At 67.1% G+C, this 24,356-nt stretch carries 26 protein-coding genes; 9 read left to right on the forward strand and 17 right to left on the reverse strand.

Annotated elements, in window-relative coordinates:
• Nucleotides 1-3 precede the first annotated feature (3 nt).
• From rpmF to IHE57_RS04650, 6 genes are all read right to left on the reverse strand, one after another.
• Nucleotides 4-207 carry a 50S ribosomal protein L32 gene (rpmF, locus tag IHE57_RS04625; RefSeq protein ID WP_025777330.1) on the reverse strand — a complete coding sequence of 68 codons (204 nt, stop codon included), beginning with the start codon at nucleotides 205-207 and terminating at the stop codon, nucleotides 4-6.
• A gap of 2 nt (nucleotides 208-209) precedes the next feature.
• On the reverse strand, nucleotides 210-728 hold the full coding sequence (locus tag IHE57_RS04630; protein ID WP_209323312.1) for a YceD family protein: 519 nt from the start codon (nucleotides 726-728) through the stop codon (nucleotides 210-212).
• A 119-nt stretch (nucleotides 729-847) separates the two neighbouring features.
• On the reverse strand, nucleotides 848-2,035 hold the full coding sequence (locus IHE57_RS04635; RefSeq protein ID WP_209371178.1) for an MFS transporter: 1,188 nt from the start codon (nucleotides 2,033-2,035) through the stop codon (nucleotides 848-850).
• Nucleotides 2,036-2,038: 3 nt separating this feature from the next.
• Nucleotides 2,039-2,548, reverse strand: a complete 510-nt coding sequence (coaD, locus tag IHE57_RS04640; protein WP_209371180.1) for a pantetheine-phosphate adenylyltransferase — start codon at nucleotides 2,546-2,548, stop codon at nucleotides 2,039-2,041.
• A gap of 26 nt (nucleotides 2,549-2,574) precedes the next feature.
• Nucleotides 2,575-3,036, reverse strand: coding sequence for a hypothetical protein (locus IHE57_RS04645; protein WP_209371183.1), 462 nt, complete (start codon nucleotides 3,034-3,036; stop codon nucleotides 2,575-2,577).
• A gap of 84 nt (nucleotides 3,037-3,120) precedes the next feature.
• Nucleotides 3,121-3,876 carry a GntR family transcriptional regulator gene (locus IHE57_RS04650; protein ID WP_209371184.1) on the reverse strand — a complete coding sequence of 252 codons (756 nt, stop codon included), beginning with the start codon at nucleotides 3,874-3,876 and terminating at the stop codon, nucleotides 3,121-3,123.
• Nucleotides 3,877-3,992: 116 nt separating this feature from the next.
• Here IHE57_RS04650 and ehuB point away from each other — a divergent pair, with 116 nt between their 5' ends.
• From ehuB to ehuA, 4 genes are read left to right on the forward strand one after another with little or no spacing between them, the layout of a single operon-like run.
• The gene (ehuB, locus tag IHE57_RS04655; protein ID WP_209371189.1) at nucleotides 3,993-4,871 is read left to right on the forward strand and encodes an ectoine/hydroxyectoine ABC transporter substrate-binding protein EhuB; all 879 of its coding nucleotides are present in this window, start codon (nucleotides 3,993-3,995) and stop codon (nucleotides 4,869-4,871) included.
• 19 nt (nucleotides 4,872-4,890) lie between these two features.
• Nucleotides 4,891-5,688, forward strand: a complete 798-nt coding sequence (ehuC, locus tag IHE57_RS04660) for an ectoine/hydroxyectoine ABC transporter permease subunit EhuC (RefSeq protein ID WP_209371190.1) — start codon at nucleotides 4,891-4,893, stop codon at nucleotides 5,686-5,688.
• The gene (gene ehuD / locus IHE57_RS04665) at nucleotides 5,685-6,344 is read left to right on the forward strand and encodes an ectoine/hydroxyectoine ABC transporter permease subunit EhuD (protein ID WP_209323319.1); all 660 of its coding nucleotides are present in this window, start codon (nucleotides 5,685-5,687) and stop codon (nucleotides 6,342-6,344) included. The genes ehuC and ehuD overlap by 4 nt, the downstream gene beginning before the upstream one ends.
• Nucleotides 6,331-7,152 carry an ectoine/hydroxyectoine ABC transporter ATP-binding protein EhuA gene (gene ehuA / locus IHE57_RS04670; protein WP_216629904.1) on the forward strand — a complete coding sequence of 274 codons (822 nt, stop codon included), beginning with the start codon at nucleotides 6,331-6,333 and terminating at the stop codon, nucleotides 7,150-7,152. Before ehuD ends, ehuA begins: the two co-directional genes overlap by 14 nt.
• 32 nt (nucleotides 7,153-7,184) lie before the next feature.
• On the opposite strand, the gene rsmD is transcribed toward ehuA, so the two are convergent.
• The 4 genes from rsmD to IHE57_RS04690 are packed head-to-tail and all read right to left on the reverse strand — an operon-like array spanning nucleotide 7,185 to nucleotide 12,741.
• A complete protein-coding gene (rsmD, locus tag IHE57_RS04675) occupies nucleotides 7,185-7,769 on the reverse strand; it encodes a 16S rRNA (guanine(966)-N(2))-methyltransferase RsmD (RefSeq protein WP_209323320.1) in 585 nt (194 codons plus the stop codon).
• A 10-nt stretch (nucleotides 7,770-7,779) separates the two neighbouring features.
• Nucleotides 7,780-9,927, reverse strand: a complete 2,148-nt coding sequence (locus IHE57_RS04680; protein WP_209371191.1) for an ATP-dependent DNA helicase RecG — start codon at nucleotides 9,925-9,927, stop codon at nucleotides 7,780-7,782.
• Nucleotides 9,924-11,609 carry a DAK2 domain-containing protein gene (locus tag IHE57_RS04685; protein ID WP_209371192.1) on the reverse strand — a complete coding sequence of 562 codons (1,686 nt, stop codon included), beginning with the start codon at nucleotides 11,607-11,609 and terminating at the stop codon, nucleotides 9,924-9,926. The genes IHE57_RS04680 and IHE57_RS04685 overlap by 4 nt, the downstream gene beginning before the upstream one ends.
• Nucleotide 11,610: 1 nt before the next feature.
• Nucleotides 11,611-12,741, reverse strand: coding sequence for a thiamine-phosphate kinase (locus IHE57_RS04690; protein ID WP_209371193.1), 1,131 nt, complete (start codon nucleotides 12,739-12,741; stop codon nucleotides 11,611-11,613).
• 32 nt (nucleotides 12,742-12,773) lie between these two features.
• Between IHE57_RS04690 and IHE57_RS04695 the strand changes: the two genes are divergently transcribed.
• Nucleotides 12,774-13,298, forward strand: coding sequence for a DUF3515 domain-containing protein (locus tag IHE57_RS04695; RefSeq protein ID WP_209323324.1), 525 nt, complete (start codon nucleotides 12,774-12,776; stop codon nucleotides 13,296-13,298).
• Nucleotides 13,299-13,327: 29 nt separating this feature from the next.
• On the opposite strand, the gene IHE57_RS04700 is transcribed toward IHE57_RS04695, so the two are convergent.
• The 7 genes from IHE57_RS04700 to leuC form a co-directional block, all read right to left on the reverse strand.
• Nucleotides 13,328-14,443, reverse strand: coding sequence for a D-alanine--D-alanine ligase family protein (locus IHE57_RS04700; RefSeq protein ID WP_209371195.1), 1,116 nt, complete (start codon nucleotides 14,441-14,443; stop codon nucleotides 13,328-13,330).
• 92 nt (nucleotides 14,444-14,535) lie between these two features.
• Nucleotides 14,536-15,069 carry a YbhB/YbcL family Raf kinase inhibitor-like protein gene (locus IHE57_RS04705; protein ID WP_209371197.1) on the reverse strand — a complete coding sequence of 178 codons (534 nt, stop codon included), beginning with the start codon at nucleotides 15,067-15,069 and terminating at the stop codon, nucleotides 14,536-14,538.
• A gap of 9 nt (nucleotides 15,070-15,078) precedes the next feature.
• Nucleotides 15,079-16,092, reverse strand: a complete 1,014-nt coding sequence (locus tag IHE57_RS04710) for an NAD(P)H-dependent glycerol-3-phosphate dehydrogenase (RefSeq protein WP_209371199.1) — start codon at nucleotides 16,090-16,092, stop codon at nucleotides 15,079-15,081.
• Entirely contained in the window at nucleotides 16,089-16,862 is a 774-nt protein-coding gene (locus IHE57_RS04715; RefSeq protein WP_209371201.1) for a lysophospholipid acyltransferase family protein, read from the reverse strand. The genes IHE57_RS04710 and IHE57_RS04715 overlap by 4 nt, the downstream gene beginning before the upstream one ends.
• On the reverse strand, nucleotides 16,859-18,175 hold the full coding sequence (gene murA / locus IHE57_RS04720; protein WP_209323329.1) for a UDP-N-acetylglucosamine 1-carboxyvinyltransferase: 1,317 nt from the start codon (nucleotides 18,173-18,175) through the stop codon (nucleotides 16,859-16,861). The genes IHE57_RS04715 and murA overlap by 4 nt, the downstream gene beginning before the upstream one ends.
• A 180-nt stretch (nucleotides 18,176-18,355) precedes the next feature.
• The gene (gene leuD, locus IHE57_RS04725; protein WP_209371203.1) at nucleotides 18,356-18,955 is read right to left on the reverse strand and encodes a 3-isopropylmalate dehydratase small subunit; all 600 of its coding nucleotides are present in this window, start codon (nucleotides 18,953-18,955) and stop codon (nucleotides 18,356-18,358) included.
• A gap of 16 nt (nucleotides 18,956-18,971) precedes the next feature.
• Complete coding sequence (leuC, locus tag IHE57_RS04730) at nucleotides 18,972-20,456, reverse strand: 3-isopropylmalate dehydratase large subunit (RefSeq protein ID WP_209371205.1); 1,485 nt, start codon at nucleotides 20,454-20,456, stop codon at nucleotides 18,972-18,974.
• A gap of 175 nt (nucleotides 20,457-20,631) precedes the next feature.
• Here leuC and IHE57_RS04735 point away from each other — a divergent pair, with 175 nt between their 5' ends.
• The 4 genes from IHE57_RS04735 (at nucleotide 20,632) to IHE57_RS04750 (ending at nucleotide 24,333) form a co-directional block, all read left to right on the forward strand.
• Nucleotides 20,632-21,348: an IclR family transcriptional regulator gene (locus IHE57_RS04735; protein WP_166972796.1), complete on the forward strand. Its 717-nt coding sequence runs from the start codon at nucleotides 20,632-20,634 to the stop codon at nucleotides 21,346-21,348.
• 76 nt (nucleotides 21,349-21,424) lie between these two features.
• Nucleotides 21,425-22,183: a DeoR/GlpR family DNA-binding transcription regulator gene (locus IHE57_RS04740; protein WP_209371213.1), complete on the forward strand. Its 759-nt coding sequence runs from the start codon at nucleotides 21,425-21,427 to the stop codon at nucleotides 22,181-22,183.
• A gap of 150 nt (nucleotides 22,184-22,333) precedes the next feature.
• On the forward strand, nucleotides 22,334-24,031 hold the full coding sequence (locus IHE57_RS04745) for a sodium:solute symporter family protein (RefSeq protein WP_209323333.1): 1,698 nt from the start codon (nucleotides 22,334-22,336) through the stop codon (nucleotides 24,029-24,031).
• Nucleotides 24,032-24,048: 17 nt separating this feature from the next.
• Entirely contained in the window at nucleotides 24,049-24,333 is a 285-nt protein-coding gene (locus IHE57_RS04750; RefSeq protein WP_209371215.1) for a hypothetical protein, read from the forward strand.
• Nucleotides 24,334-24,356 lie beyond the last annotated feature (23 nt).

The following is a 24,356-nucleotide window of genomic DNA, read 5'->3' on the forward strand; positions in this document are numbered from 1 at the left end:
GTCTCAGACGTCAGCGACCTTGCGGCCCTTGTACTCGAGGTACAGCGGGGTGCCGGCGGCGTCTTCGACGACCTTGGCCTGGTGGGGGCGCGAGTACACAACGCGACCGTTCTCCACAGTCTTGACCAGGTTCGGAGCCTTGGCCTTCCACTGCGAACGACGGTGGCGGGTGTTGCTGCGCGACAGTTTACGCTTCGGAACAGCCACGTCTAGCTCTCTTTCTTCTCATCCAACAGATTCTTCAATGATGCGAACGGCGATTCGGATTCGTCATCGTCCACCTCGAGGTCCTCCCCCAGGGTGTAGCTGAACTCCTCGCTCTCATCCCGCGAGGGACTGAACGGCAGAGCCATCACGACGGCGTCTCTGATCGCGGGCTCGAGGTCGAGCTGATCCCGGTCGATGACGTAGGAGTCCTCGTCGCCTTCGACCTGCTCATAGACGTACATCTCCTGGATGTCGACATCTATCGGCAGCTCGATCGGCTCGAGTGTCCTCGCGTCTTCGCCACGGGCCGTCGCCGAGACAGTCCCCGACACGTAGATCCCCTCCGACACACTCTCGAACATCAGCTCGAGCGTCAGAGGTGAACCTTGAGCAACCCCGATCACTTCGATCTTGAGATCCGCTGGAGCCGACAAGGTGGTGTTCACCCGTTCCCATTCGCCCGGATTCCCGAGCAGGCCCATCGATCTGAGATCGAAGACGAATTCAGATCGCTGCTTCATGCCCTGTCCTCCCGGTGCGTTTGAGGATGTCGCTCCTGCGTTCACACGCGACTCACCATTCTAATCATCATCGGCGGTCATTACCAATCGATGCCGTTGCCCCCTCGAGGTGTTCCTCGTCACCACCGCTCGTGTTCGTTGCGCCAGGTCACTCCCCCGGCGAGCACGAGCAGTGCGCCGGCGATCGTGAACACGATCCCTGAGCCGGCGACGATGGTCAGCGCCGAGGCGGCCGAGGGGATCGCGACCTGGCTGAGCCGATTGCCCGCCAAGCGGATGGAGAGCACCGCTGCCCGGTTCGCCGGGTCGGCCAGGGCCGAGACCCAGGACATCGTCAGCGGCTGGGTCAGGCCGAAGCAGAAGCCCGCAACCGTGAGCAGCACCCCGAGCACCCACGGCTGGGAGAAGACCGGAATGAGCACCACGCTCACGCCGGCCACCGCCGAGGCGGTCCACAGCAGGGAGAGGTTCCGCCACCTGGCCGTGAGGCTGCCGATGAAGAGCCGGGAGACCACCGACGCCAGGGTCCGCAGGGTCAGCAGCCAGGTCACCGTGGTCACGGACAATCCGTTCTGCTCACCGATGAGCGGCAGGTACGCGGTCATCAGGTCGACGGCGGCCAGGGTCGCCATCGACGAGAAGATCGCGGGCTTCATCCCCCGCAGCGCCAGCAGCGTCCACGGCGTCTGTGCACCTTCGGCCGCCTCGGCGCGGGAGACGTGCGGGGTCCGTCCGCGGAGCATGACGATCACGGCGGCGATGAGGGTGAGCGCGGAGACGGCGGTCATGAACCACAGGGCGTTCGTGATCGCCGTGTTCCCCGAGGTGGCGTCGGCGACCATGCCGGCCATGGGCAGGCCGATCGTCTGCCCGATGGACACGCCGAGGGTGAGGTGGCCGAACTTCGCGGTCATCTGCGAGGCCGGGAAGCTCTGCGGGATCAGCGCCTGGGAGGCCACCGTCGTCAGCAGCTGGCCGAGCCCCAGGCTCATCGTGGCGACGAGCAGCACCGCGAGATTCGGTGCGATCGCGGCGAGCGCGACGGGCAGGATCGACAATGCGGTGCCGATCCACAGCACTGCGGTCGCATATCCGCGGTCGACGAGGCGGCCGATGAAGAGTGCGAGGAAGAGCGGGACGAGCGAATAGCAGGCGGTCATCAGTCCGAGGACGAATCCCGAACCGCCGAGTTCGAGGGTGCGGTACGAGATGAGCACCCGCACACCGTTGTAGGTCGCCTGGGCGATGATGGTGTGGAGGACGAGGCCTGGGAACCAGGCCCGGTTGGCTGAAGCGGCTGCGCTCATCCCTCAGTCAGCGGCGCCGTCGTGGTCGCCCTCGCCGTGGAGGGCTTCGAGGACAGCGGCAGGGACGAGGCCCGTGATGTCGCCACCGCCGGCGTGGACTTCCTTGATGAGGGAGGAGGAGACGTGCTCGAAGCGCGGGTTGCCGGGAACGAAGATCGTCTCGAGCTCGGACAGATGCCGGTTCATCAGCGCCATCGGCAGTTCGTAGGCGAAGTCCGTGCCCGAGCGCAGTCCCTTGACCACGGCCGGGGCCCCGATGCGGCTGCAGTAGTCGACGAGGAGGCCACCGGAGACGATGTCGATGCTCACGTTCTCAGCGCCTCGCGTGCGCTCGTCTTCGTCCAGGGAACGCCGGATGAGTGTCGCGCGGTCGTCCGGGGCGAAACGACCGGACTTCGAAGGATTGTGGACGACGGCGACGACCACCTCCTCGAACAGACGCGAGCTGCGGGCGATGATATCGAGATGACCCATGGTGAGCGGATCATAGGAACCGGGGCAGACGACCTTCATGCTCTCATCGTATCGGCATGGCGGCATCAGATGCGGGCGGACTCGTCTTCCCGACTGCGGGCCCGAGCATCCTTCCGCGCTTGGACGGCTGCGCGGACGCCGGCGATCAGAAGGGACGGAACGAAGAAGAGTGCGGAATGAACGAGCTGGATCTCGACCACGGTTCCGGTCGGAGTGCCGCTGAACAGCGCACCGTTCACGACCGCATAGATGAGGGTCAGCACCACCGCGACGGCTCCGGCCGCAGTGTGCCGGCCGAACCGTCTCGCAGGGCCGAGGGCATCGAGGCTCTTCGCCGAAGTCACGAGCAGAACGAGCAGAGCCAACGTGAACGCGACCAGGTAGACGAACCCGAACCAGGCCGCGAACACGCCCCAGGCAGGCATGATCGCAACAGAGGCGATGATCACGAGTCCGGTTGTCGCTGCCGTCAGCAGCCACGACTGCTTGGCAAAACGCCAGGAGCCCGAACTCGACTGCTCGGTCATGATGGGTGCCTCCGTCCGGGACGAACCGACCTTCCTCGCTCTCACGCTACCTCACGGCCCGAGCTGTCTTCAGCCTCCGCGACGTTACTGCACGCCCTCCCGCAGCCGCGACCACTGGTCATCGGCGAATCCGTCGTCGCGGCCTCTGAGCACCTGGGCATCGAAGCCGACGACGGCGCCGTGCAGCCGGGAGGCCGCTTCGGTCATGATTCGGGAGAGGACATCGAGGGATCGGAGCTCATCGCCTGAGGCGACCGCCTCGGCGAGCTCCCGGTGGCTGTCGATGAGGTCGCACCGAACCTCGTAGCCGCTCTTATCGGACAGGGACAGCAGGCGGGTGTGGACCATCGAGACCTTCATCAGATCGGACAGCCGGGCCGATCCCGAGCAGGCGACGAGTGCGTGGTGGAAGGTCAGGTCGGCATCTCCGATCGTGCGGGCGATGTTGTCCTCGATGGCCCGCTCCAGCTCCTTCAGCGCCTGCTCGATCCCGGCCGTCCCACGCCGGCGGCGGACGATGATCCTGATCGCCTGGGATTCGATCGCCTCGCGCACGGCATAGACGTCGTCGATGTCGGTGACGCGCATCCGCCTCACGTGCACGCCGCGTCCGGGCGCATGCGTCATCACCCCTTCGCTGATCAGCCGTTGCAGCGCCTCACGCAGGGACGGCCGGGACACGGCGAGGAGCTCGGCCGTGCGCACTTCGTTGATCGACTGCCCGGGTTCGAGCGATCCGCTGTAGATGGCGTTGCGGATCTCGTCGGCGATGAGGTCGATCGTCGACGAGCGGACCACTTTGCGCAGCACCGGGAGCTCGGAAGTAGGAGGATTCGTCACAGTTACGATCATATAACGTTGTCAGACAGTGTGACATCCGGACAACATCAGTATTGAATACTGTCCAAGAGACGCACGTCACGACGATGTGTCGACGTTCAAGGAAGGAACAGCACATGAAACTCAAAGGACTGGCCGCCGCGACATCGATCCTCGCGCTGACGCTCATCCTCGGTGCATGCGGAGGAAGCGACTCGGACAAGTCGACACTGCAGAAGGCCATCGACGACGGAAAGATCACCGTCGGCTTCGCCGGCGAGGCCCCGTACAGCTTCGAGAAGGGCGGAGAGCTCCAGGGAGCGTCCGTGGCGCTGGCTAAGGCCGTATTCAAGGAGCTCGGCGTCGACGATGTCGAAGGTGTCAACACAGAATTCGGCTCCCTGATCCCGGGGCTCAACGCCGAACGCTTCGACGCGATCTCCGCCGGAATGTCCATCCTGCCCGACCGCTGCAAGCAGGCGTCCTTCGGTGATCCCGAGTTCATGTACACCACGGCCCTGATGACGAAGAAGGGCAAGCAGGACGGCATGAAGACCCTCGATGATGTCAAGAAGAAGGGCGCCAAACTCGCCACGATGACCGGCGCGATCGAGTCCGATTACGCCAAGGACCTCGGCATCAAGAGTCAGGAAGTCGGCACACCTCAGGACGGCATGGACGCCGTCACCACGGGACGGGCCGATGTCTTCGCGCTCACCGGAATCTCGCTCAACTGGATGGCGAAGAACAACAAGGACGCAGACGTCGAAGTCAGCGAGTCCTTCGTCCAGGAGATCGACGGTGTCCCCCAGGTCGGTGCAGGAGCCACGGTCTTCCGCACCGGTGACGACGAGCTCCGTGACGCGTGGAACAAGGAACTGGAGAAGATCGTCTCCGACGAGGACGCCTACCTCGACATCGTCGGCGACTACGGCTTCACGAAGGAAGAGCGCCCCGACGGCGAGATCACCACTGATCAGCTGTGCAAGGGCGAGCTGCCGACTGCGGACTCCTGAGCCCGCGCACTGAAGCACCATGACCGATAACATCCAGACACTTCTGAACTTCCTCCCACAGCTGTGGGAGGGAGTTCAGACGACGCTCATCCTCACCGTCCTCGGAAGCATCGGGGCAGTCGTCATCGCTCTCGTCCTCGGCCTGGCGATGACATCGACCCACCGTTGGCTGAGGGTGCCCGCACGCATCATCGTCGAATTCTTCCGCGGCACCTCGCTGCTGGTGCAGCTGTTCTGGCTCTTCTATGTCTTCCCGCTCCTCGGAGTCGACCTCGATCCGATGGTCTGCGGCATCGGCGCATTGGCACTCAACTACGGTGCCTATTCCGCCGAGGTGGTCCGCTCTTCGATCATCACCGTCGACAAGGGGCAGTGGGAAGGCGCGATCGCACTCAGCCTCTCTCCCACCAGACGCATGACCCGAGTCATCTTCCCGCAGGCCTGGGCTCTGATGATCCCCTCGCTGGCGACCCTGCTCATCCAGCTGCTCAAAGGCTCTGCCGTCGTCTCCTTCATCACCCTCCAAGACCTCACGGAGAAGATCGACCAGCTGCGCCAATCGACGAACGACACCTACTTCTCCTTCACCATCGGACTCATCATCTACTTCGTCATCGCGTGGCTGCTCCAGGAGTTCATGAACTTCCTCGAGCGCAGAGCCACCGCACGCCTGGGTCGCAGGCGCCCGAACTCCAGAACCGATCGGCGTGCGACGCGTCGAGATGCGCGTGAAGCACTTCGCCAGGATCGCCTGAATTCTCGTCTCAGAGGTGCCGGTGCTGGACCGGGATCCGGCAACGCGGGAGGAGGCCTGTGATCTGGAATTGGGAATTCGCCGCCGAAGCGCTGCCGATCCTGCTCCGCGGATTCGTCAACACGCTCATCGCCACTGCCGTCGGCACCCTCATCGCCGTCGTGCTCGGCCTCATCATCGCCGTCGCCATCCGCGGACTGCCGCGGTGGATCAACTGGCTCATCCGCCTGCTGGTCGCCTTCGTCCGCAACACGCCTCTGATCATGCAGCTGATGTTCGTCTACTTCATCTTCGCCGGCATCCCCGGTCTTGTGGACATCCCGGCACTCGTCGTCGGCTTCATCGTCATCGGCATCCACTATTCGACGTACATGTCCGAAAGCTATCGGGCCGGTATCGACGCGGTTCCACCCGGCCAGCACGAGGCCGCCACCGCGCTGTCTCTTCCGCCGGTGCGCAAGTTCACCGCCGTCGTCCTGCCGCAGGCTCTGCGTGCGACGGTTCCGTCTCTGGGCAACTACGCGGTCGCGATGTTCAAGGACACGCCTTTCCTCTTCGCGATCTCCGTGGTCGAACTCGTCACCTCCGCCCAGCAGTTCGGAGCTGCGAAGTTCGCCTATACGGAAGCCTTCACATTGGCCGGCATCATCTTCCTCGCCGCCAGCTATCCGACGTCCCTGCTCATCCAACGAATGGAGAAGCGCCTTGCCACCTACTGAGAACATTCCATCTGCCACAGGTGAGACTGCCCCATCCGCCTCGGCGACTCCTGCGATCGAGTTCAAGGACGTCGAGAAGAGCTTCGGCAAGACCACGGTGCTCAAGGACCTCAACTTCTCCGTCGCACCCGGTGAGCGCGTCACGCTCATCGGTCCCAGCGGTTCGGGCAAGACGACGATCCTGCGTCTCGTCATGACGCTCGAGGAGCTCACCGGCGGCTATATCTACATCGACGGCAAACCGCTGACCCATACCGAGCGCGACGGAAAACGCGTCGAACTGCCGTCGAAAGTCACTCGATCGATGACCACGCGCATCGGGATGGTCTTCCAGCAGTTCAACCTGTTCCCGAACATGACCGTGCTCGAGAACATCATCGAGGCGCCCGTGCACGTGCTCGGCAAGTCCAAGGCCGAGGCGAGCAAGGAGGCGAAGGCGCTGCTGGAGAAGGTCGGTCTGGCAGAGAAGGCCGATGAGCACCCGACCCGGCTCTCCGGCGGTCAGCAGCAGCGTGTGGCGATCGCCCGCGCGCTGGCGATGAGCCCGGAGATCCTCCTCCTCGACGAGGTCACCTCGGCGCTCGACCCGGAGCTGGTCGGCGATGTGCTCGCCGTTCTGCGCGACATCGCGGAGACGACGGACATCACGATGCTGCTGGTCACCCACGAGATGCAGTTCGCCCGCGATGTCTCCCACAGGGTGATGATGTTCGACGGCGGTCAGGTCCTCGAAGAGGGACCGCCGGATCAGATCTTCAACAACCCGGAACACGAGCGCACCCGTTCGTTCCTCTCCAGCGTGCTCTGAATCGCGTCAGCCCTCGGGCTCACCCGCCAGCGTCAGCCCTCAGGCTCACCCGCCAGCTGGACGAAGTGGACCGCGGTCTCACCGAAGGTCTTCGACCGGAAGATCTCGAGGCCGGCGGGCATTGACGGTTCGGGCGAGCGCGAAGCGCGTTCGACGATGACGATCGACTCCATGTCGAGATGACCGGCGAGCCTGCGCAGGATCTGCGTGACGGCGTCATCGCCCAGCGGATAGGGCGGGTCCATGAACACGAGATCGAAGACACGGGACTCGGGATCGTCGTGATCGGGCAAGCCGGCCAGGAACTGGAGCACATCACCGGGATGCGCCGTCGCCGAATGCTCGAGCCCGAGTTTCTTCGCGTTGGCCTGCAGCGCGCGGATCGCGGCCAGCGAGGAATCCACGAAGTCGACCTGTGCGGCTCCCCGCGACATGGCTTCGAAGCCGAGCCCGCCGGACCCGGCGAAGAGGTCGAGGACGTTCGCGGCCGGCAAGACTCCGTAGCCGTCGAGCATGGAGAACAGCGATTCCTTGACCCGGTCGGCCGTCGGCCGGGTGTTCGGCCCCGACGGGGAACTCAGCCTCGCGCCCTTGTGCGCTCCGGCGATGATTCTCATGAGTGCCTCCTCAGCCTGCTTCGATGAAGTGGGCGTCGTCCTCGGGCAGGACGCGCCTGATGAAGGCGCGCAGGGCGGGCACGGCTTCGAGTGCGGGATCGACGGCGACGATGTGCTCGGCGATCTTCTTCGCCTCGGCGACGATGTGCGAATCGCGCAGGATCGACAGATGCCGCAGTGAGGATCCGCCCCACTGCGAGGCGCTGAGCACATCGCCCTCGCCCCTGGAATCGAGATCGTATTCGGCCAGTTCGAACCCGTCGAGTGTGGCGGCCACCGCCTGCAGGCGCCCATAGCTCTCATCGGTCTCACTCAGTTCGGTGAGCAGGAAGCAGGTCGCCGGGCTGCCGTCACGGCCGACTCGGCCGCGCAGCTGGTGGAGTTGGGCGACGCCGAAGTTCTCAGCCTCGACGATGACCATCATGGTCGCCCGCGCCACATCGACGCCGACCTCGATGACGGTCGTCGAGACGAGGATCTCGATATGACCGGACACGAAATCCGCGAGCACCCGATCCTTCTCCGCCGTGGGCATCCGCCCGTGCAGCAGCCCGAATCTCCGCTCGGACAGTTCCGGGGCCTCGCGCAGCTTCTCGCTGATCTCCTCGATGCCCTGCTTCTGGCCGATGACGGCGCCGGATTCGGGGTCCTCGACGTCCATCGGTTCGATCCGGGGGAAGACGACGAAGACCCCGCGCCCCGCCTCGGCGGTCTGGTCCATCAGCTCCCGCACGCGGGTGTACCAGGTGGGCTGGTCGGCGATGGGCACCACGTGGGTGGCGATGTCCTTCGGCCCGGCGGGCATCTCGGTCAGGGTCGAGACGTCGAGGTCGGCGAAGACCGTCATCGCCACCGTGCGCGGAATCGGGGTCGCCGACATCACGAGCGTGTGCGGGGTGTTGACGCCCCCCTTGGCCCGCATCGCCTCACGCTGCTCGACGCCGAAGCGATGCTGTTCGTCGACGACGATGAGGCCGAGGTTCTCGAAGATCGTCGATTCCGACAGCAGCGCGTGCGTGCCGACGACGATGTCGATGTTCCCGGTCGCCAGGTCGAGCGCGAGCTCCCGGCGCTCCCGGGCCGGCATCGACCCGGTCATCAGCGCCACCGTCACCTGATCGTCTCCGGCGAGCAGGGGTGAGAGCGCCATCTGCTCGCCGAGGAGGCGCTCGATCGAGTGGAAGTGCTGAGTCGCGAGCACCTCGGTGGGGGCGAGCATGGCGGCCTGGGAGCCCGAATCGACGGCGGTGAGCATGGCCCGCAGGGCGACCACGGTCTTCCCGGAGCCGACGTCGCCGTGGAGGAGACGATGCATGGGCGCGGAACCGGCCAGGTCCGCGGCGATCTCCTCACCGACCGCAGTCTGCGACGGGGTGAGCGTGAAGGGCATGGACTCGTCGAAGCGGCGGCTCTTCGCTCCCACGGTCAGCAGCGGGGGCGCCTGGAGCCGGGAGTAGGTGGCCTTGCGCGAGGCGAACTCGGTCTGCAGCGCCAGCGCCTCCTCCCACTTCCACCGCAGGCGGGCCCGTTCGACGTCCTCGATCCTGCGCGGCTTGTGCATGTCCTCGAACGCCGTCCGCAGGTCCGGCAGGTCGAACTGCTCGCGCATGCCTTTGGGCAGCGGGTCCTCGAACTGATCGGATCCCGCCACGCGCAGCAGCGTCTTGATCGCATTCCACAGCCGGGACTGCGCGATGCCCCTGACCGCCGGGTAGATCGGGAAGGGAGAGTTGAGGTCGTCGGGGGTCCACTCGTGGTCGTCCTCGGTGCGGTTGAGCCACACCGGCGAGCTCAGCGTCAGCTGCCCGCGGTAGGACTCGACCTTCCCGCCGAAGACGACCGTCAGCCCGGGGGTGAGCAGACCGTCGAGCCAGTGCTGGTTGAAGAAGGCGATCTTCATCGACCGCTCGCCGTCGTGGACGATGACCTCGGTGATGGTGCCGCGCCGCTGCTTCATGCGCCGGGTGCCCACCTTGATCACCTCGGCCTGGATGATCGCGGTCTCCCCCAGCGGCAGGTCTCCCAGCCGGGTGCTCTCGCCGGGGACGAGGTAGCGGCGGGGGAAGAACCGGAACAGGTCGGTCACCGAGTGCACTCCGCGCTTGGCCAGCGCGTTGCGGTCCTTCTTGCCGAAATTGTCCTCGAGCCGGGTGGTCATTCGACCCCCATGATGACGAGCACCCCGGGATCTCTGGCGTCGATGTCCTGGAAGTGGACGCTGTCGTGGGATTTCGCGATCCACTCCCGGAGATGGTCGAGCACCTCAGGGACGCAGTCGGGTCCGTGGACGACGGTCAGCAGCTCTCCCCCGGCCCCGAGCAGCCGGTCGGCGAGCTTCTCGACCAGGGTGGTCAGTTCCGTGCTCTGCGTCTTCGCTCTGCCTTCGATGAACACCCGGTAGAACTGTGCCGGATGGGCCGCTGCCGCCGCGGCCACATCGTGTTCCCGCGCGGTCGTCGCCTCCCGTGCCGAGCCTGCCTCGCGGTGCGCGGCTTCGCTCGGCTCCCGGTCCTCTCCGATGATCGGCAGGATCCCGGTGGGCGGGTTCGCAGCGAGCTGCTCGGCCGAGAAGATCGTGCCGACCCGGGTGCCGGCGGCGGCTTCGCTCATGTCCGCGAAGATCTCCGTGGCCGGGGCGAAGGGGTCGTAGACGGCCAGCGCCGAGAGCATGGTGGCGACATTGCGCGAGCGCACGACCTGGGCCCGCCCGGCCCCGGCCGCGGCCTGATCGACGACCCCCGGCAGGCCGGCCAGTGCCCGGAGCGCCGAGGCGGAGCTGGGGATGACGATGACCTCACGGTCCTCGGCCGCGATGAGTTCGCTCATCGCTGCGCCGAGGTCGCCGTGGTCCGGAGTCAGTGCCGTGGCTCCGTTGAGGGCGGCGTGCATGAGCAGGCCGGTGCCCTGGACGACGGCGATGAGCTTCGTCTGCCCCTCCTGTTCGTGCAGACGCAGATCCTCCATGTCCAGCCGGGCGATGCCGTAGGCGCCGAGGTGGTCGAGGACGACGGCGGCGGCCGTTTCGTCATCGACGTGGACGTGGACCTTACGGGCGTTGACGACGATCGACGTCCCGCCCAGCCCTTCGAGTTCCGCGGCGAGTCCGCTCGCAGGATCGGCTGCGAGGATCGCGACGATCTCGAGCTCCTCGGCCGTGGCCTCGTGCACGATCGTCGGGGTCCGGGCCACCTCGCTGAGCATCGAGTCCTGCGGGGTCCGCCCTGTGACGGTGGCGTAGAGGAGGTCGAAGAGCTCGACGATCCCGGTCGAACCGGCATCGACGACCTCGGCCTCGCGCAGAACGGTGAGTTGGCCCGTGGTCTCGCGCAGGGCGGTGCGGGAGCGTTCGCGCACGGCCGCGATGACATCGAGCAGGTCCGCCCCGTCGTCAGCGCACTCCCGAGCCTCGGCGGCCATCGCGTCGAGGACGGTGAGCATGGTGCCGTCGACGGGGCGGGCCACGGCGGCACGGGCCCGGTCGGAGGCGGTCTCGAGTGCTGTGGCCATGGCATCGGCGGTGGCGACGGTGATCCCCTCGAGCGCGTCGGCGACGCCCTGGAGGGCGACGGCGAGGATGAGGCCGGAGTTGCCGCGCGCGCCTCGGCCGGCACCGTCGGCCAGCGCAGCGACGACCTGCGGGAGGGTGACGGGTCCGGTGAGCTGTTCGACGGCCAGATACGCGCTGCGCAGGGTGTGGTACATGTTCGTGCCGGTGTCGCCGTCGGGGACGGGGAAGACGTTGAGCTCGTCGATCTCGGTGCGCTCCTTGCGCAGCCGGTCGACCGCCCGGCGCGCCCAGCGGGCTGCGAGGCGGCCATTGAGGCTGATGGCGTTGCTCATGTCACTTCCCGAAATGGCTGAAACCGCTCGTCGGCACGGGTGTGCCGTCGAGGCTGACGTCGCGACCGGTGCGGATCCGACCGATTCTCCGCCAGCCTACTCCAGGCTGGACCGAGTCGGCCGCCGACGCGACGAAGCCGTGGTCCTCTCCCCCGTCGAGGACCCAGTGCAGAGCGACCTCCTCCGGGGTCCGGGCGGCCTCGCCGGTCGCTCCCGTGCTCCCGGTGCCGGCTGCCGCACCTCCACCGCCGGCTGCCGCACCACCGGTGCCGGCCGGCGCAGACCGGACCAGGTGTCGGGCCGCCGGCAGCAGCGGCGTGATGAGCTCCTGGAGCGCTGCCCGGTCGAGGTCGACGGCGACCCCCGAGGCGGCGGCGATCCGTCCGAGGTCCGTGCTCAGCCCGTCGGAGACGTCGATCATCGCCGAGGCGGCCGGCAGCGTGAGCATCGCCGCATAGTCCGGGCGGGGCGCCAGCTGGGTCTCGATGAGAGCGGCGAGCTCGGGTGCCGCGGTCTCCGGACGCAGCCCGGCGAAGAGCAGCTCGAGACCCGCGGCGGCCCGCCCCACGGTCCCGGCCAGATACAGGCCGTCACCGGTTCGCGCCCCCGAGCGCAGAACTGCCGGTCCCGCACCCAGCGCACCTGGGCTGCGCTCGTTGCCCTCCGCGCCGCCGGCCGGCCCCTCCTCCACGGTGCCCAGAGCGGTGATCGCGACGACGACGAGGCCCGAGGAGGACAGGTCGCCGCCGATGATCGGCACCTGGCAGCCGAGTTCGGCACCGGCCCGCCCCGCCTCGGCGATGATGCCGGTGAAGAGTGCCTCGAGATCGGCGATGTCGGTGTCATCGGGCAGGGCCAGGGACACGAGCAGACCGTGCGGCTTCGCCCCCATGGCGCAGACGTCGGCGAGGTTCTGCGCCGCGGCCTTGCGCCCCAGCCGTGACCAGTCCAGCCATTCGCGGGTGAAGTCCTCGTTCTCGACGAGCATGTCAGCCGTGGACACGAGCCTGCCCTCGGGTGCGGTCACCGCCGCATCGTCCCCGGGTCCGACGATCACCTGTGCCCCGCTGCGCTGGTGGGTGAGGATGCGGTCGAGGACGTGTGCTTCGCCAAGTTCGGACAGTCGGGTCATGGCTCAAGGCTATCGGGAGATACGGTAGTTGTATGAGATCTCGTCCTGCCTCGACGCGCCGCCGCGAGCGGTCGCCGCAACGCCGTCGCACTCTCGCCCTGGCCTCCGTCGCCGCCGTGCTCGCAGGGGTCAGCCTGGCCGGCTGCGAACGCACGGTGATCGTCGAACCGGCCAAGGACGCGGCCAATCCGAAGTGCGCGGACATCATGCTCACTCTGCCCGATCAGATCTCCGGTGAGCAGGCGCGCACCACGTCCTCGCAGGGCACGAAGGCCTGGGGTGATCCGAACATCGCGGTGCTGCGCTGCGGCGTGACCCCGCCCGGGCCGACGACCGATCGCTGCGTGAGCGTGAGCGGCGTCGATTGGATCTCGCAGCCGGCCGATGACGACGACACGACCTGGAAGTTCACCAGCTACGGTCGCACACCGGCCGTCGAGGTGCTCGTCAACCGGAAGGCCGAGTCCGGCAATGACGTGCTCGCCGCGGTCTCACCGGCGCTGGCGAAGATCAAGCCCGAGACCGAGTGCGTGGGCTCCGAGGACCTCGAGGGCTGAGGTGGCCGACCGCCCCGGCGCCGGCCCGCTCACTTCGCGCGGGCGTGATCGACCAGGGCGATGGAGATGAGCTCGCTGATGAGCTCGGAGTACTCGAGTCCGGACTGCGCCCACATGAACGGATACGCCGAGGTGGGGGTGAACCCGGGCAGGGTGTTGAGTTCGTTGATGAGCACCTCGCCGGTGTCCGTGACGAAGGTGTCGACGCGGGCCAGGCCGGTGCAGTCGAAGAGGCGGAACACCGAGGCGGCCAGTTCCTGAACGCGTGCCGTCGTCGCCTCGTCGAGGACGGCCGGGCACGTCACCTCGGCGTCGGCCAGGTCGAGGTACTTGGCATCGAAGTCGTAGAACGCGTGGTCGCCGCTGACGCTGATCTCCCCCGGTGAGGACGTGCGCAGCGTGGCGTCGTACAGCGATCCGAGTACGGCGCATTCGACCTCACGGCCGATCACCTGCGGTTCGACGATGGCCTTGGAGTCGTGGGCGAAGGCCCCGGCCAGCGCCGCCTCGAGTTCGGCGGCCTCGGCGACCCGGCTCACACCCATCGAGGAACCGGCTCGGGCCGGCTTGACGAACACGGGCAGGCCGAGTTCGGCCACGCGGGATTCGACCGAGGCGCGGTCGGTCTCCCACATCGTCTCGGTGACGAGCTCCCAGGGGCAGGTCGGGATGCCGGCCTGGGCCATGAGGGACTTCGTATAGTGCTTGTCCATGCTCGCGGCCGAGGAGAAGACCCCGGAGCCGACGAATGCGGTGTCGCTGAGTTCGAACAGCCCCTGCACGGTCCCGTCCTCGCCGAAGCGACCGTGCAGGAGCGGGAAGTAGACGTCCACGGCACCGAGCTCCGTACAGGCGCCCTCGGCGTCCCGCTGCAGCAGCGGTGCCCCGTCGGCGGAGATCGGCGGGATCACCTCGGTGCCGTTGTCGGTGACCTCCGGCATGGCGTCCGGATCGAAGCGCATGCTCGCCCAGTCCTCGACGACCCGCCACACGCCGGTCTTCGTGATGCCGATCGGCAGGACGTCGAAGGCCTGCGCATCGATGGCGCCGATCACTCCGGCCGCGGTGACGCAGCTGACCGAATGCTCGCTCGAACGGCCGCCGAAGAGGACTGCGACGAGGGGCCGGTGATCGTTGTCTGCCATGCGTTTCCTTGCTGTGCGAAACTCCCGCGAACTGGGACCGGACACGGGGTGCGCACCGCCTGAAGCGTGTGCGCGGACGGAAGAACTCTAGCTCACTCGGCCTCGTAGGTGCACTCCAGCCACGCCCGTCCGATGCCCTTGAAGAACATGTTGAAGCCGGCGAAGGCGGGTGAGGCGGATTCGTCGACGCCCAGGGGCTCGGCGAGGGCCGTGACGATGAAGAAGTAGCGGTGCGGGCCATGGCCGGCCGGTGGGGCGGCACCGACGAAGCGGGGTTCGCCGGCATCGTTGCGCAGGGTCACGGCACCGGACGGCAGCAGGTCGGCCGCCGGGTCCCCGGCGTTGGCCTCAAGGCTCGTGGTCGAGGCGTCGAGGTCGGTGACGACCCAATGCCAGAAACCCGATCCTGTCGGGGCATCGGGGTCATAGCAGGTCACCGCGAAGGCCTTGGTCTCGGCCGGGAAGCCCGACCAGCTCAGCTGCGGCGACTTGTCCTCGCCCCCGTCGATGCCCATGGCACCCGAGAGCTGGGGGCCGCTGAGCACGCCGCCGTCCTCGATGTCGGTGCTGGTCAGGGTGAAGGTCGGAAGTTCGGGAAGGTTGAAGAACGGTGAGTTGGCGCTCATGGATGCTCCTTAAGCCGGTGGCCCTTCGTGCTTACGCTTCCGAGACAACAGCAATCCGGCGAGTTCGTCAACCCGCAGCCGACCGGAGAGCACCGCGCACACCGCTTCCGTGATCGGCAGATCGACACCGAAGCGGCGGCCGAGGGCGAGGACCGCCGGGGCCGATTTCACGCCCTCTGCCGTCTGCGAGGTGTGGGCGATGACGTCCTCGAGGCTCATGCCCTCACCGAGGTGGCGCCCGAAGGTGCGATTGCGCGAGAGCGGGGAGGCACAGGTGGCGACGAGATCGCCGAGCCCGGCGAGTCCCGACAGAGTGTGCGCCTCGGCTCCCATCGCCGCGGCCAGGCGGGAGGTCTCGGCCAATCCCCGGGTGATGATCGAGGCCTTCGAGTTGTCACCGAGCTTCTGTCCGTCGGCGATGCCCACGGACAGCGCGATGATGTTCTTGATCGCTCCGCCGACCTCGACCCCGACGACGTCGGTGTTCGTATACGGGCGGAAGTAGCCGTTCGCACTGATCTCGGCGACCGCCTCGGCGGTGCTGATGTCGGAGGAGGCGACGACGGTGGCGGTGGGCTGCCGGTCGGCGATCTCGCGAGCCAGGTTCGGGCCGGAGACGACGGCGATCTGTCCCTCGGGGACCTCGGCGACCTCGGCGATGACCTCGGACATGCGTTTGCCGGTGTCGACCTCGATGCCCTTCATCAGGCTCACGAGTCTGACCCCGGGGCGCAGGTGCGGCTTCCATCTCGAGAGATTCTCACGCAGAGTCTGCGCGGGCACGGCCAGCACGATCACCTCGGCGTCGGTCACGGCGGCGATGTCGTCGTCGGTGGCGCTCAGACCCTCGGGCAGGACGCGCTCACCGAGGTAGCGCTCATTGGTGTGTGAGGAGTTGATCTCCGCGGCGACCTCGGGTCGGCGGGCCCAGAGGATGACGGGGAACCCGGCGTCGGCGATGACGGCGGCGTAGGTCGTCCCCCACGAACCGGCGCCGAGGACTGCGATCCTGTCCACACTCATTCACCCGTCTCCTTCTGTTCGAAACGCTGCGGCAGCTCACGGCCGGAGAGGTCGGCGACCATCGCGGCGATCGTGCTCTTCAGCCTTTGGGACAGCTCTCCCATGGTCGCCCTCTCCTCCCGGTGGGCCCAGAGGTCGGAGTAGTCGACCGGGGGTCCGAAGACCACGGTCGAATCGTGGCTCCACGGTCGGAAGCGCAGGCGCTTCTGCCCCCGCGGAAAGATCGTGTTCAGGCCCCAGTGGGCGGCGGGGATGATCGGAGCCCCGGTCTCCAGGGCCAACCGCGCGGTGCCGGTCTTGAAATGCTGGGGCCACAGCTCCGGGTCCTTCGTCAGAGTGCCCTCGGGGTAGATGACGACGGTCTGCCCCTTGGCCAGGGCCTGTTTCGCATAGGCCAGGGAGTCCCCGGCCTGCGCCGAGGCACGCAGCACGGGGATCTGTCCGATGCGTTTGAGGATGACGCCGAGAGCCCCTGAGAACAGGGTGGACTTCGCGAGGAAGTGCGGCATCCGCCCGTTGCGCTTGAGTGCCAGGCCCACGAGGATCGGATCGAGGTGGTTCGCGTGGTAGGCCGCGACGATGATCCCGGTGCCCTGCGGCGGGAGATGCTCGAGGCCGCGGACGGTCATCTTCGTGGCCGTGCGCATGAGCCCATAGGCCGCTGTCGCCGCGACCGTGCCCGCCCGGTTCTGCGAACGCACCGAGGCGGGATCGAAGGCGACCAGGGGTTTCGACTCGGAGCCTGCCCCGGGTGAGGGTACGGCCCTCATGCGGTCACCTCGGCGCCGAGACCGACGAGCTTGTCGAGGAAGTTCTCGTAGCCGCGGTTGATCAGCTCGATGCCGTGGACTTCGCTCGTGCCCTGCGCGGCCAGCGCCGCGATCAGGTGGCTGAAGCCGCCGCGCAGGTCCGGCACGTCGATGCGGGTGCCCTTGAGCGCAGTCGGCCCGGACACCACGGCCGAGTGCAGGTAGTTGCGGCGTCCGAAGCGGCAGGGGGTGCCGCCCAGGCATTCGCGGTAGAGCTGGATCTTCGCCCCCATGGAGCGCAGCGCATCGGTGAAGCCGAAGCGGTTCTCGTAGACGGTCTCGTGGATGATCGACAGCCCCTCGGCCTGGGTCATCGCCACCACCAGCGGCTGCTGCCAGTCGGTCATGAAGCCCGGGTGGACATCGGTCTCGAGGGCGAAGGACTTGAGCTTGCCCCCGGGGTGGCGGAAGCGGATGCCGGATTCCTGGACGTCGAACTCGCCGCCGATCTTGCGGAAGATGTTGAGGAAGGTGATGAGTTCGGGCTGGCTGGCGCCGGCGACGAAGATGTCTCCGCCGGTGGCCAGCGCCGCCGAGGCCCAGGAGGCGGTCTCATTGCGATCGGGCAGAGCCCGGTGGATGAAGCCGCGCAGGGTGTCCACACCCTCGATGCGGACCACGCGGTCGGTGTCGACGGTGATGATCGCGCCCATCTTCTGCAGCAGCGCGATGAGATCCATGATCTCGGGTTCGATGGCCGCATTGCGCAGCTCGGTCACGCCCTCGGCGCGTACGGCTGTCAGCAGCACCTGTTCGGTGGCTCCGACCGAAGGATAGGGCAGTTCCACCTTCGTGCCCTGCAGGCGGCTGGTGGCCTTGAGCATGATGCCGCCGGGAGTCTTGTCGACCTCGGCACCGAACTGGCGGAGCACATCGAGATGGAAATTGATGGGGCGATCCCCGATGTGGCAGCCGCCGAGGTCGGGGATGAAGGCCTGCCCGAGACTGTGCAGCAGCGGCCCGCAGAACAGGATCGGGATGCGCGAGGACCCGGCGTGGGCGTCGATGTCGACGATCGATCCCTGTGCGACATCGGCAGGATCGAGATGGAGTTCTCCATCGGGCTGGTCCCCGTCGGGGGCGGAGCTGACCCGCACACCGTGGAGTTCGAGCAGTCCGGTGACGATCTCGACGTCGCGGATCTTGGGGACGCCCCGGAGCACGGACGGGGTCTCTCCCAGCAGAGAGGCGACCATCGCCTTGGGCACCAGGTTCTTGGCGCCGCGGACTCGGACGGTGCCGTCCAGCGGGTTTCCCCCACGTACTTCGAGCATGTTCCTCCCTGACTCCGACGATCGGATCCGGGCACTGCGATGCCCGGAGACGGTGTCCGAACGGCGGTCCGGGCACCGTCTAAGACTATCGCAGAAGGTCGGCTCCCACCGATTCGACGGGGTCAGTGGGAGCAGCCCCGGGCAGGGCCGTTCCGTGTCCCGGAGCCGCCTCGGAGGGTCTCAGACCTTCGCCGGCAGGGTCTTCGGCTTGAAGCCGAAGCGCGAGGACTCGTAGGTGACGATCTCATCCTCCTTGGCCAGGGTGAGACTGATGTCGTCGTGGCCTTCGAGCAGGCGCCAGCGCGTGTAGTCGTCGATCTGGAAGGGCACGGTGACCGTATCGCAGGTCACGGTCTTCTCGTTCAGATCGACGGTGATCGAGGTGCCGGGATGGTTCTCGAGGATCTTCCAGATCAGCTCGATGTCGTCTTGGCTCAGCTGCGCGGCCAGCAGCCCCTCCTTGCCGGAGTTGCCGCGGAAGATGTCGCCGAAGCGCGAGGACAGCACGACGCGGAAGCCGAAGTCCTTGAGCGCCCAGACGGCATGCTCACGCGAGGACCCCGTGCCGAAGTCCGGTCCGGCCACGAGCACGGAGCCGGCTGAGTAGTCGGGGTCGTTGAGCACGAAGTCGTCATTGGACCGCCACCGGTAGAAGAGCGCGTCTTCGAAGCCGGTGCGAGTGACCCGCTTGAGGAACTTCGCGGGGATGATCTGGTCGGTGTCGATATTGGAGCGGCGCAGAGGAACGCCGACGCCGGTGTGGGTGCTGAAAGCTTCCATGGCTCGTCCTCCTGGTTCAGTCGTTCGCCGAGACGGGTGTCAGATTGAGGCTGAGACGCTCGTCGGCCCATTCCACGGGTTCGGCATCCCGCGGCAGATCGGCGACGTCGCCGGGTGAGGACAGGGTTCCTCGCACCGCGGTGGCCGCGGCCACGAGCGGGGAGACGAGGTGGGTGCGTCCGCCCTTGCCCTGACGGCCCTCGAAGTTGCGGTTCGAGGTCGAGGCGCAGCGTTCGCCTTCGGCCAGCTGGTCGGGGTTCATGCCCAGGCACATCGAGCAGCCGGCGAAGCGCCATTCGCCGCCGAAGTCCTTGAAGATCCGGTCGAGGCCCTCGTCCTCGGCCTGGAGGCGGACCTTCGCGGATCCGGGGACGACCATGAAGCGGACGTTCTCGGCTTTCCTCCGACCGCGGATCACCTCGGCGGCGGCTCGCAGATCCTCGATGCGCGAGTTCGTGCACGAGCCGAGGAAGACGGTGTCGACGGCGATCTCCCGCAGCGGAGTGCCCGGGGTCAGCCCCATGTAGGCCAGAGCGTTGGCCGCTGCGGTCTTGTCGTTCTCGTCGGTGAAGTCGTCGGGGCTGGGCACCGAGGCCGACAGCGGCAGACCCTGTCCGGGGTTCGTGCCCCAGGTGACGAAGGGTTCGATGTCGGCGGCCTCGAGGACCACCTCGGCGTCGAATTCGGCACCCTCGTCGGTGTAGAGGGTCTTCCAGTACTCGACTGCGGCATCCCAGTCCGCGCCCTCCGGAGCGTGCGGGCGGCCCTTGACGTAGTCGAAGGTCGTCTCGTCAGGGGCGACCATGCCCGCTCGGGCGCCGGCCTCGATCGACATATTGCAGATCGTCATGCGTGCCTCCATGGACAGCTGACGGATCGCCGAGCCGCGGTATTCGAGGACGTAGCCCTGTCCGCCGCCGGTGCCGATCTTCGCGATGATGGCGAGGATGATGTCCTTCGCGCTCGAACCCTCGGGCAGGTCGCCGTCGACGGTGATCGACATCGTCTTGAAGGGCTTGAGGCTGAGTGTCTGAGTGGCGAGCACGTGCTCGACCTCGGAGGTGCCGATGCCCAGAGCGAGAGCTCCGAAGGCCCCGTGGGTGGAGGTGTGCGAGTCGCCGCAGACGACGGTCATGCCCGGCTGGGTCAGTCCCAGCTGCGGTCCCACGACGTGGACGATGCCCTGATCGGCGTCGCCGAGGCTGTGCAGTCGGACCCCGAATTCCTCGGTGTTCCTGCGCAGCGTGTCGATCTGCGTGCGCGAAGTGGGCTCGGCGATCGGCTTGTCGATGTCCCAGGTCGGGGTGTTGTGGTCCTCGGTGGCGATGGTGAGGTCGGGGCGGCGCACGGGGCGCCCGGCGAGTCGGAGCCCGTCGAAGGCCTGCGGGCTCGTGACCTCGTGGACGAGGTGGAGGTCGATGTAGATGAGGTCCGGCGCACCGTCTTCACCTCGTGAGACGACGTGATCGGCCCAGACCTTCTCGGCCAATGTGCGTGGCATGGTTCCTCCCGCCGGTGCGGGGATTCCCCGCACCCGATGTAGACCTGACGCCCGAGGTTCGGTGCGTCCGTGAACTGCTTTGTGCGCACTGGAGTGAGTGCGTAGTCAGAATCTACTCGGCCGTATCGCATTGCGAACTTGCATCTCGCCCACTGAGACGCGCACAATGGTGTCTATGACAAGCAATGGTAGCGGCGTCGGGGTCATCGACAAGGCCGCAATGGTTCTCTCCGCGCTTGAGGCCGGACCCGCCTCTCTCGCCGAACTGGTGACGCTGACCGGACTGGCACGCCCCACTGCCCACCGCCTGGCTGTCGCCCTCGAATTCCATCGTATCGTCGGGCGAGACCTCCAGGGCCGCTTCGTCCTGGGGCCGCGCCTGGCCGAGCTGTCCTCGGCCGCCGGCGAAGACCGCCTGCTCGCCGCCGCCGGACCCGTGCTCGGGCAGCTGCGCGACCAGACGGGCGAGTCCGCGCAGCTCTTCCGCCGCCAGGGCGATCTGCGCCTGTGCGTGGCCGCGGCCGAACGGCCCGTGGGCCTGCGCGACTCCGTTCCCATCGGGGCGACCCTGTCCATGCGCGCCGGCTCGGCCGCTCAGGTGCTGCTGGCCTGGGAGGAGCCCGACCGTCTGCACACGGGTCTGCGGGGTGCACGCTTCTCCGCGACCATGCTCTCCGGCGTCCGCCGCCGAGGCTGGGCCCAGTCGATCGCCGAACGCGAGCGCGGAGTCGCCTCGGTCTCGGCGCCCGTGCGCGGGCCGAGCAATCGCGTGGTGGCGGCCGTCTCGATCTCCGGACCGGTCGACCGACTCACCCGGCAGCCGGGACGTCTGCACGCGAAGTCCGTCATCGACGCCGCCAGGACGCTGACGGAAGCGCTCGTGCGCGGCTGAGCTCCGGCACATCACGGCCGCGACCGCGGGCGGCGGGGACCTCTTCCCCGCCGCCCGCGGTCTGTACTATGGCCCCATGATCGCCGCCCAAAGACGCAATATCATCCTCGACACGATCGAGAGAGACGGCGCCGTCTCCATCACCGCCCTGACCGAGGAGCTCGACACCTCGGCAGTGACGATTCGGCGCGATCTCGACCAGCTCGCCGATGAGGGCCGCCTCGTGCGCACCCACGGCGGTGCCGTGCTGGCCTCGAGCGCTCGCGAATCGAGCTATGCGGAGAAGCTCGAACAGGCCCTGGCCGAGAAGACCGCGATCGCCCGCGCTGCGGCCACACGTGTGCGCAACGGCGATGTCGTGGCACTCGGGCCGGGCACGACGACCGAACTGCTGGCCAAGGAGCTCGTCACCCGCTCGGGCCTGAGAGTGGTCACGAACTCCCTCCTCGTCGCCGAGGCCATGGTCTCCTCCCCCGAGAACGAGGTCATCGTCGTCGGGGGCATCCTCAGGCACTCCATCCGCGCCTTCGTCGGCGGCGGCACCGTCTCCCAGCTCCTCGGACTGCGCGCCGACACCGTGTTCCTGTCGGGGAATGGGCTGGCCGCGGACTTCGGCCTGTCGACTCCGGCCTTCCCCGTGGCCGATACGGACCGCGCCATGGCCGCCGGCGCCGATCGGGTCATCGCCGTCGTCGACCACACGAAGGTCGGTCACCGCTCGTCCGTGCTCACGGTCCCGATCGAAGAGATCCAGCACCTGATCACGGACTCGAAGAGCGAGAAGAAGGAGCTCGAGGCCCTGCGCGAGGCGGGAGTCGAGGTCGAAGCCGTCTGAGCCTCGGGCGATCCGGCCTCACCGGAGAATCGCGAAACGATCAAAACTTTTCATATTCGCTCACTGGCGATCAGACGCTCAGTCCTCTAAAGTGTCGCTTTGAGGTGGCTCACACCACAAGGGCCATTCACCGAAGCTGTTGGAGGAACTGTGGAAGACATCCGCCTGGACGCGCAGTGGATCGACTATCTGCTCATAGCGATCTACTTCATCTTCGTCCTCGGAATCGGCTGGTTCGCCAAGCGCGGGATCTCATCGAGCATCGAGTTCCTCCTCTCCGGGCGCAGCCTTCCGGCCTGGGTGACGGCGCTGGCCTTCGTCTCGGCCAACCTCGGCGCCGTGGAGATCATGGGGATGTCGGCCACCGGCGCGCAGTACGGCATGCCGACGATGCACTATTTCTGGATCGGCGCGGTCCCGGCCATGCTCTTCCTCGGTGTCGTCATGATGCCCTTCTACTACGGTTCGAAGGTCAGATCCGTGCCGGAGTTCATGCGCAAGCGCTTCGGCACCGGCGCCCACCTCGTCAATGCGCTGTCGTTTGCGATCGCGCAGATCCTCATCGCCGGCGTCAACCTCTTCCTGCTCGGCACGATCGTCAATCGCCTGCTCGGCTGGCCGCTGTGGATCGCCCTCGTCGTCGCCGCCGCCATCGTCCTGTCCTACATCACGCTCGGCGGGCTGACCGCTGCGATCTACAACGAGGTGCTCCAGTTCTTCGTCATCGTCGCGGCGCTGCTGCCGCTGACGATCATCGGCCTCAACCGCGTCGGCGGGTGGGACGGCCTCGTGGAGAAGGTGAGCAATGACGGGATGCTCGGCGCGGAGCAGCTGAGCAGCTGGCCGGGCGAACAGCTCTCCGGGTTCGACAACCCCGTGCTCTCGGTGGTCGGGATCGTCTTCGGTCTCGGGTTCGTGCTCTCCTTCGGCTACTGGACGACGAACTTCGTCGAGGTCCAGCGGGCCATGGCCTCGAAGAGCATCACCGCCGCGCGGCTGACGCCGATCCTCGGCGCCTTCCCGAAGATGCTCATCCCGTTCATCGTCGTCGTGCCGGGAATGATCGCGGCAGTGCTCGTGACCCAGCTGACGCAGTTCAAGCAGATCTCGGCGTCCGTCGGCGAGGCGAGCGCGCAGGCGCAGACCGGTGTGACCTACAACGATGCGCTCCTGCTGCTCATGCGCGAGGTCCTGCCCAACGGACTGCTGGGAGTTGCGATCGCCGGCCTCCTCGCGGCGTTCATGGCCGGAATGGCCGCCAACATCTCCGCCTTCAACACGGTCTTCAGCTACGACCTGTGGCAGCAGTACGTGGTCAAGGACCGCGAGGACGACTACTACCTCAAGGTCGGCCGCATCGCCACCATCGGCGCCTGCGTCGTCGCGATCTTCACCGCGCTCATCGCCGGCAACTTCTCCAACCTGATGGACTACCTGCAGACGCTGTTCGGCTTCTTCAACGCCCCGCTGTTCGCGACGTTCATCCTCGGCATGTTCTGGAAGCGCATGAGCGCGACCGCCGGTTGGGTCGGTCTCGTCGGAGGCACGCTCTCGGCCGTGGCCGTCTTCATCCTCGCCGAGACCGGGGTCTTCGATCTGCCCGGCCAGGGCGCGGCGTTCCTGGCCGCCAGCACGGCCTTCGTCGTCGACATCGTCCTCTCGGTGATCGTCACGTTCCGGACCGCACCGAAGCCGGCCCATGAGCTGCGCGGGCTCGTGTACTCCGAGACGCCGAAGGCCGACTTCGAGGATCTGGGCGAACCGAAGCCGCCGATCTGGAAGCGTCCGGTGCCCGTGGCGGGTCTCGCACTGGTGCTGGTCATCATCCTCAACGTCAGCTTCGGGTGAAGGAGCAAGTGAGAACAATGAGCAATGCGAACGAACTGACCAAGACTGCGGGCGCCTTCGACATCCGCAATTTCATCGGAGTGCTGCTGGGGATCTTCGGGATCATCCTCGCGATTGCGGGCCTCGTCGACTTCACCCCCGACGAGGCTCGGCGGACCGGCGGAATCGATGCGAACCTCTGGACCGGTGTCGGTCTCGTCCTCGCAGCGATCGCCTTCCTCGGCTGGGCCAAGCTGCGCCCGCTCCGCATCGTCGACACTCAGGGGCCGACTTCGGAGCTGGACGGCGATCAGGAAGCCTAGCGCCTCCCGGAGGCCTGAGCAGC

The organism is Brevibacterium renqingii (assembly GCF_017808105.1).
GTDB classification, from domain to species: Bacteria; Actinomycetota; Actinomycetes; order Actinomycetales; family Brevibacteriaceae; genus Brevibacterium; species Brevibacterium renqingii.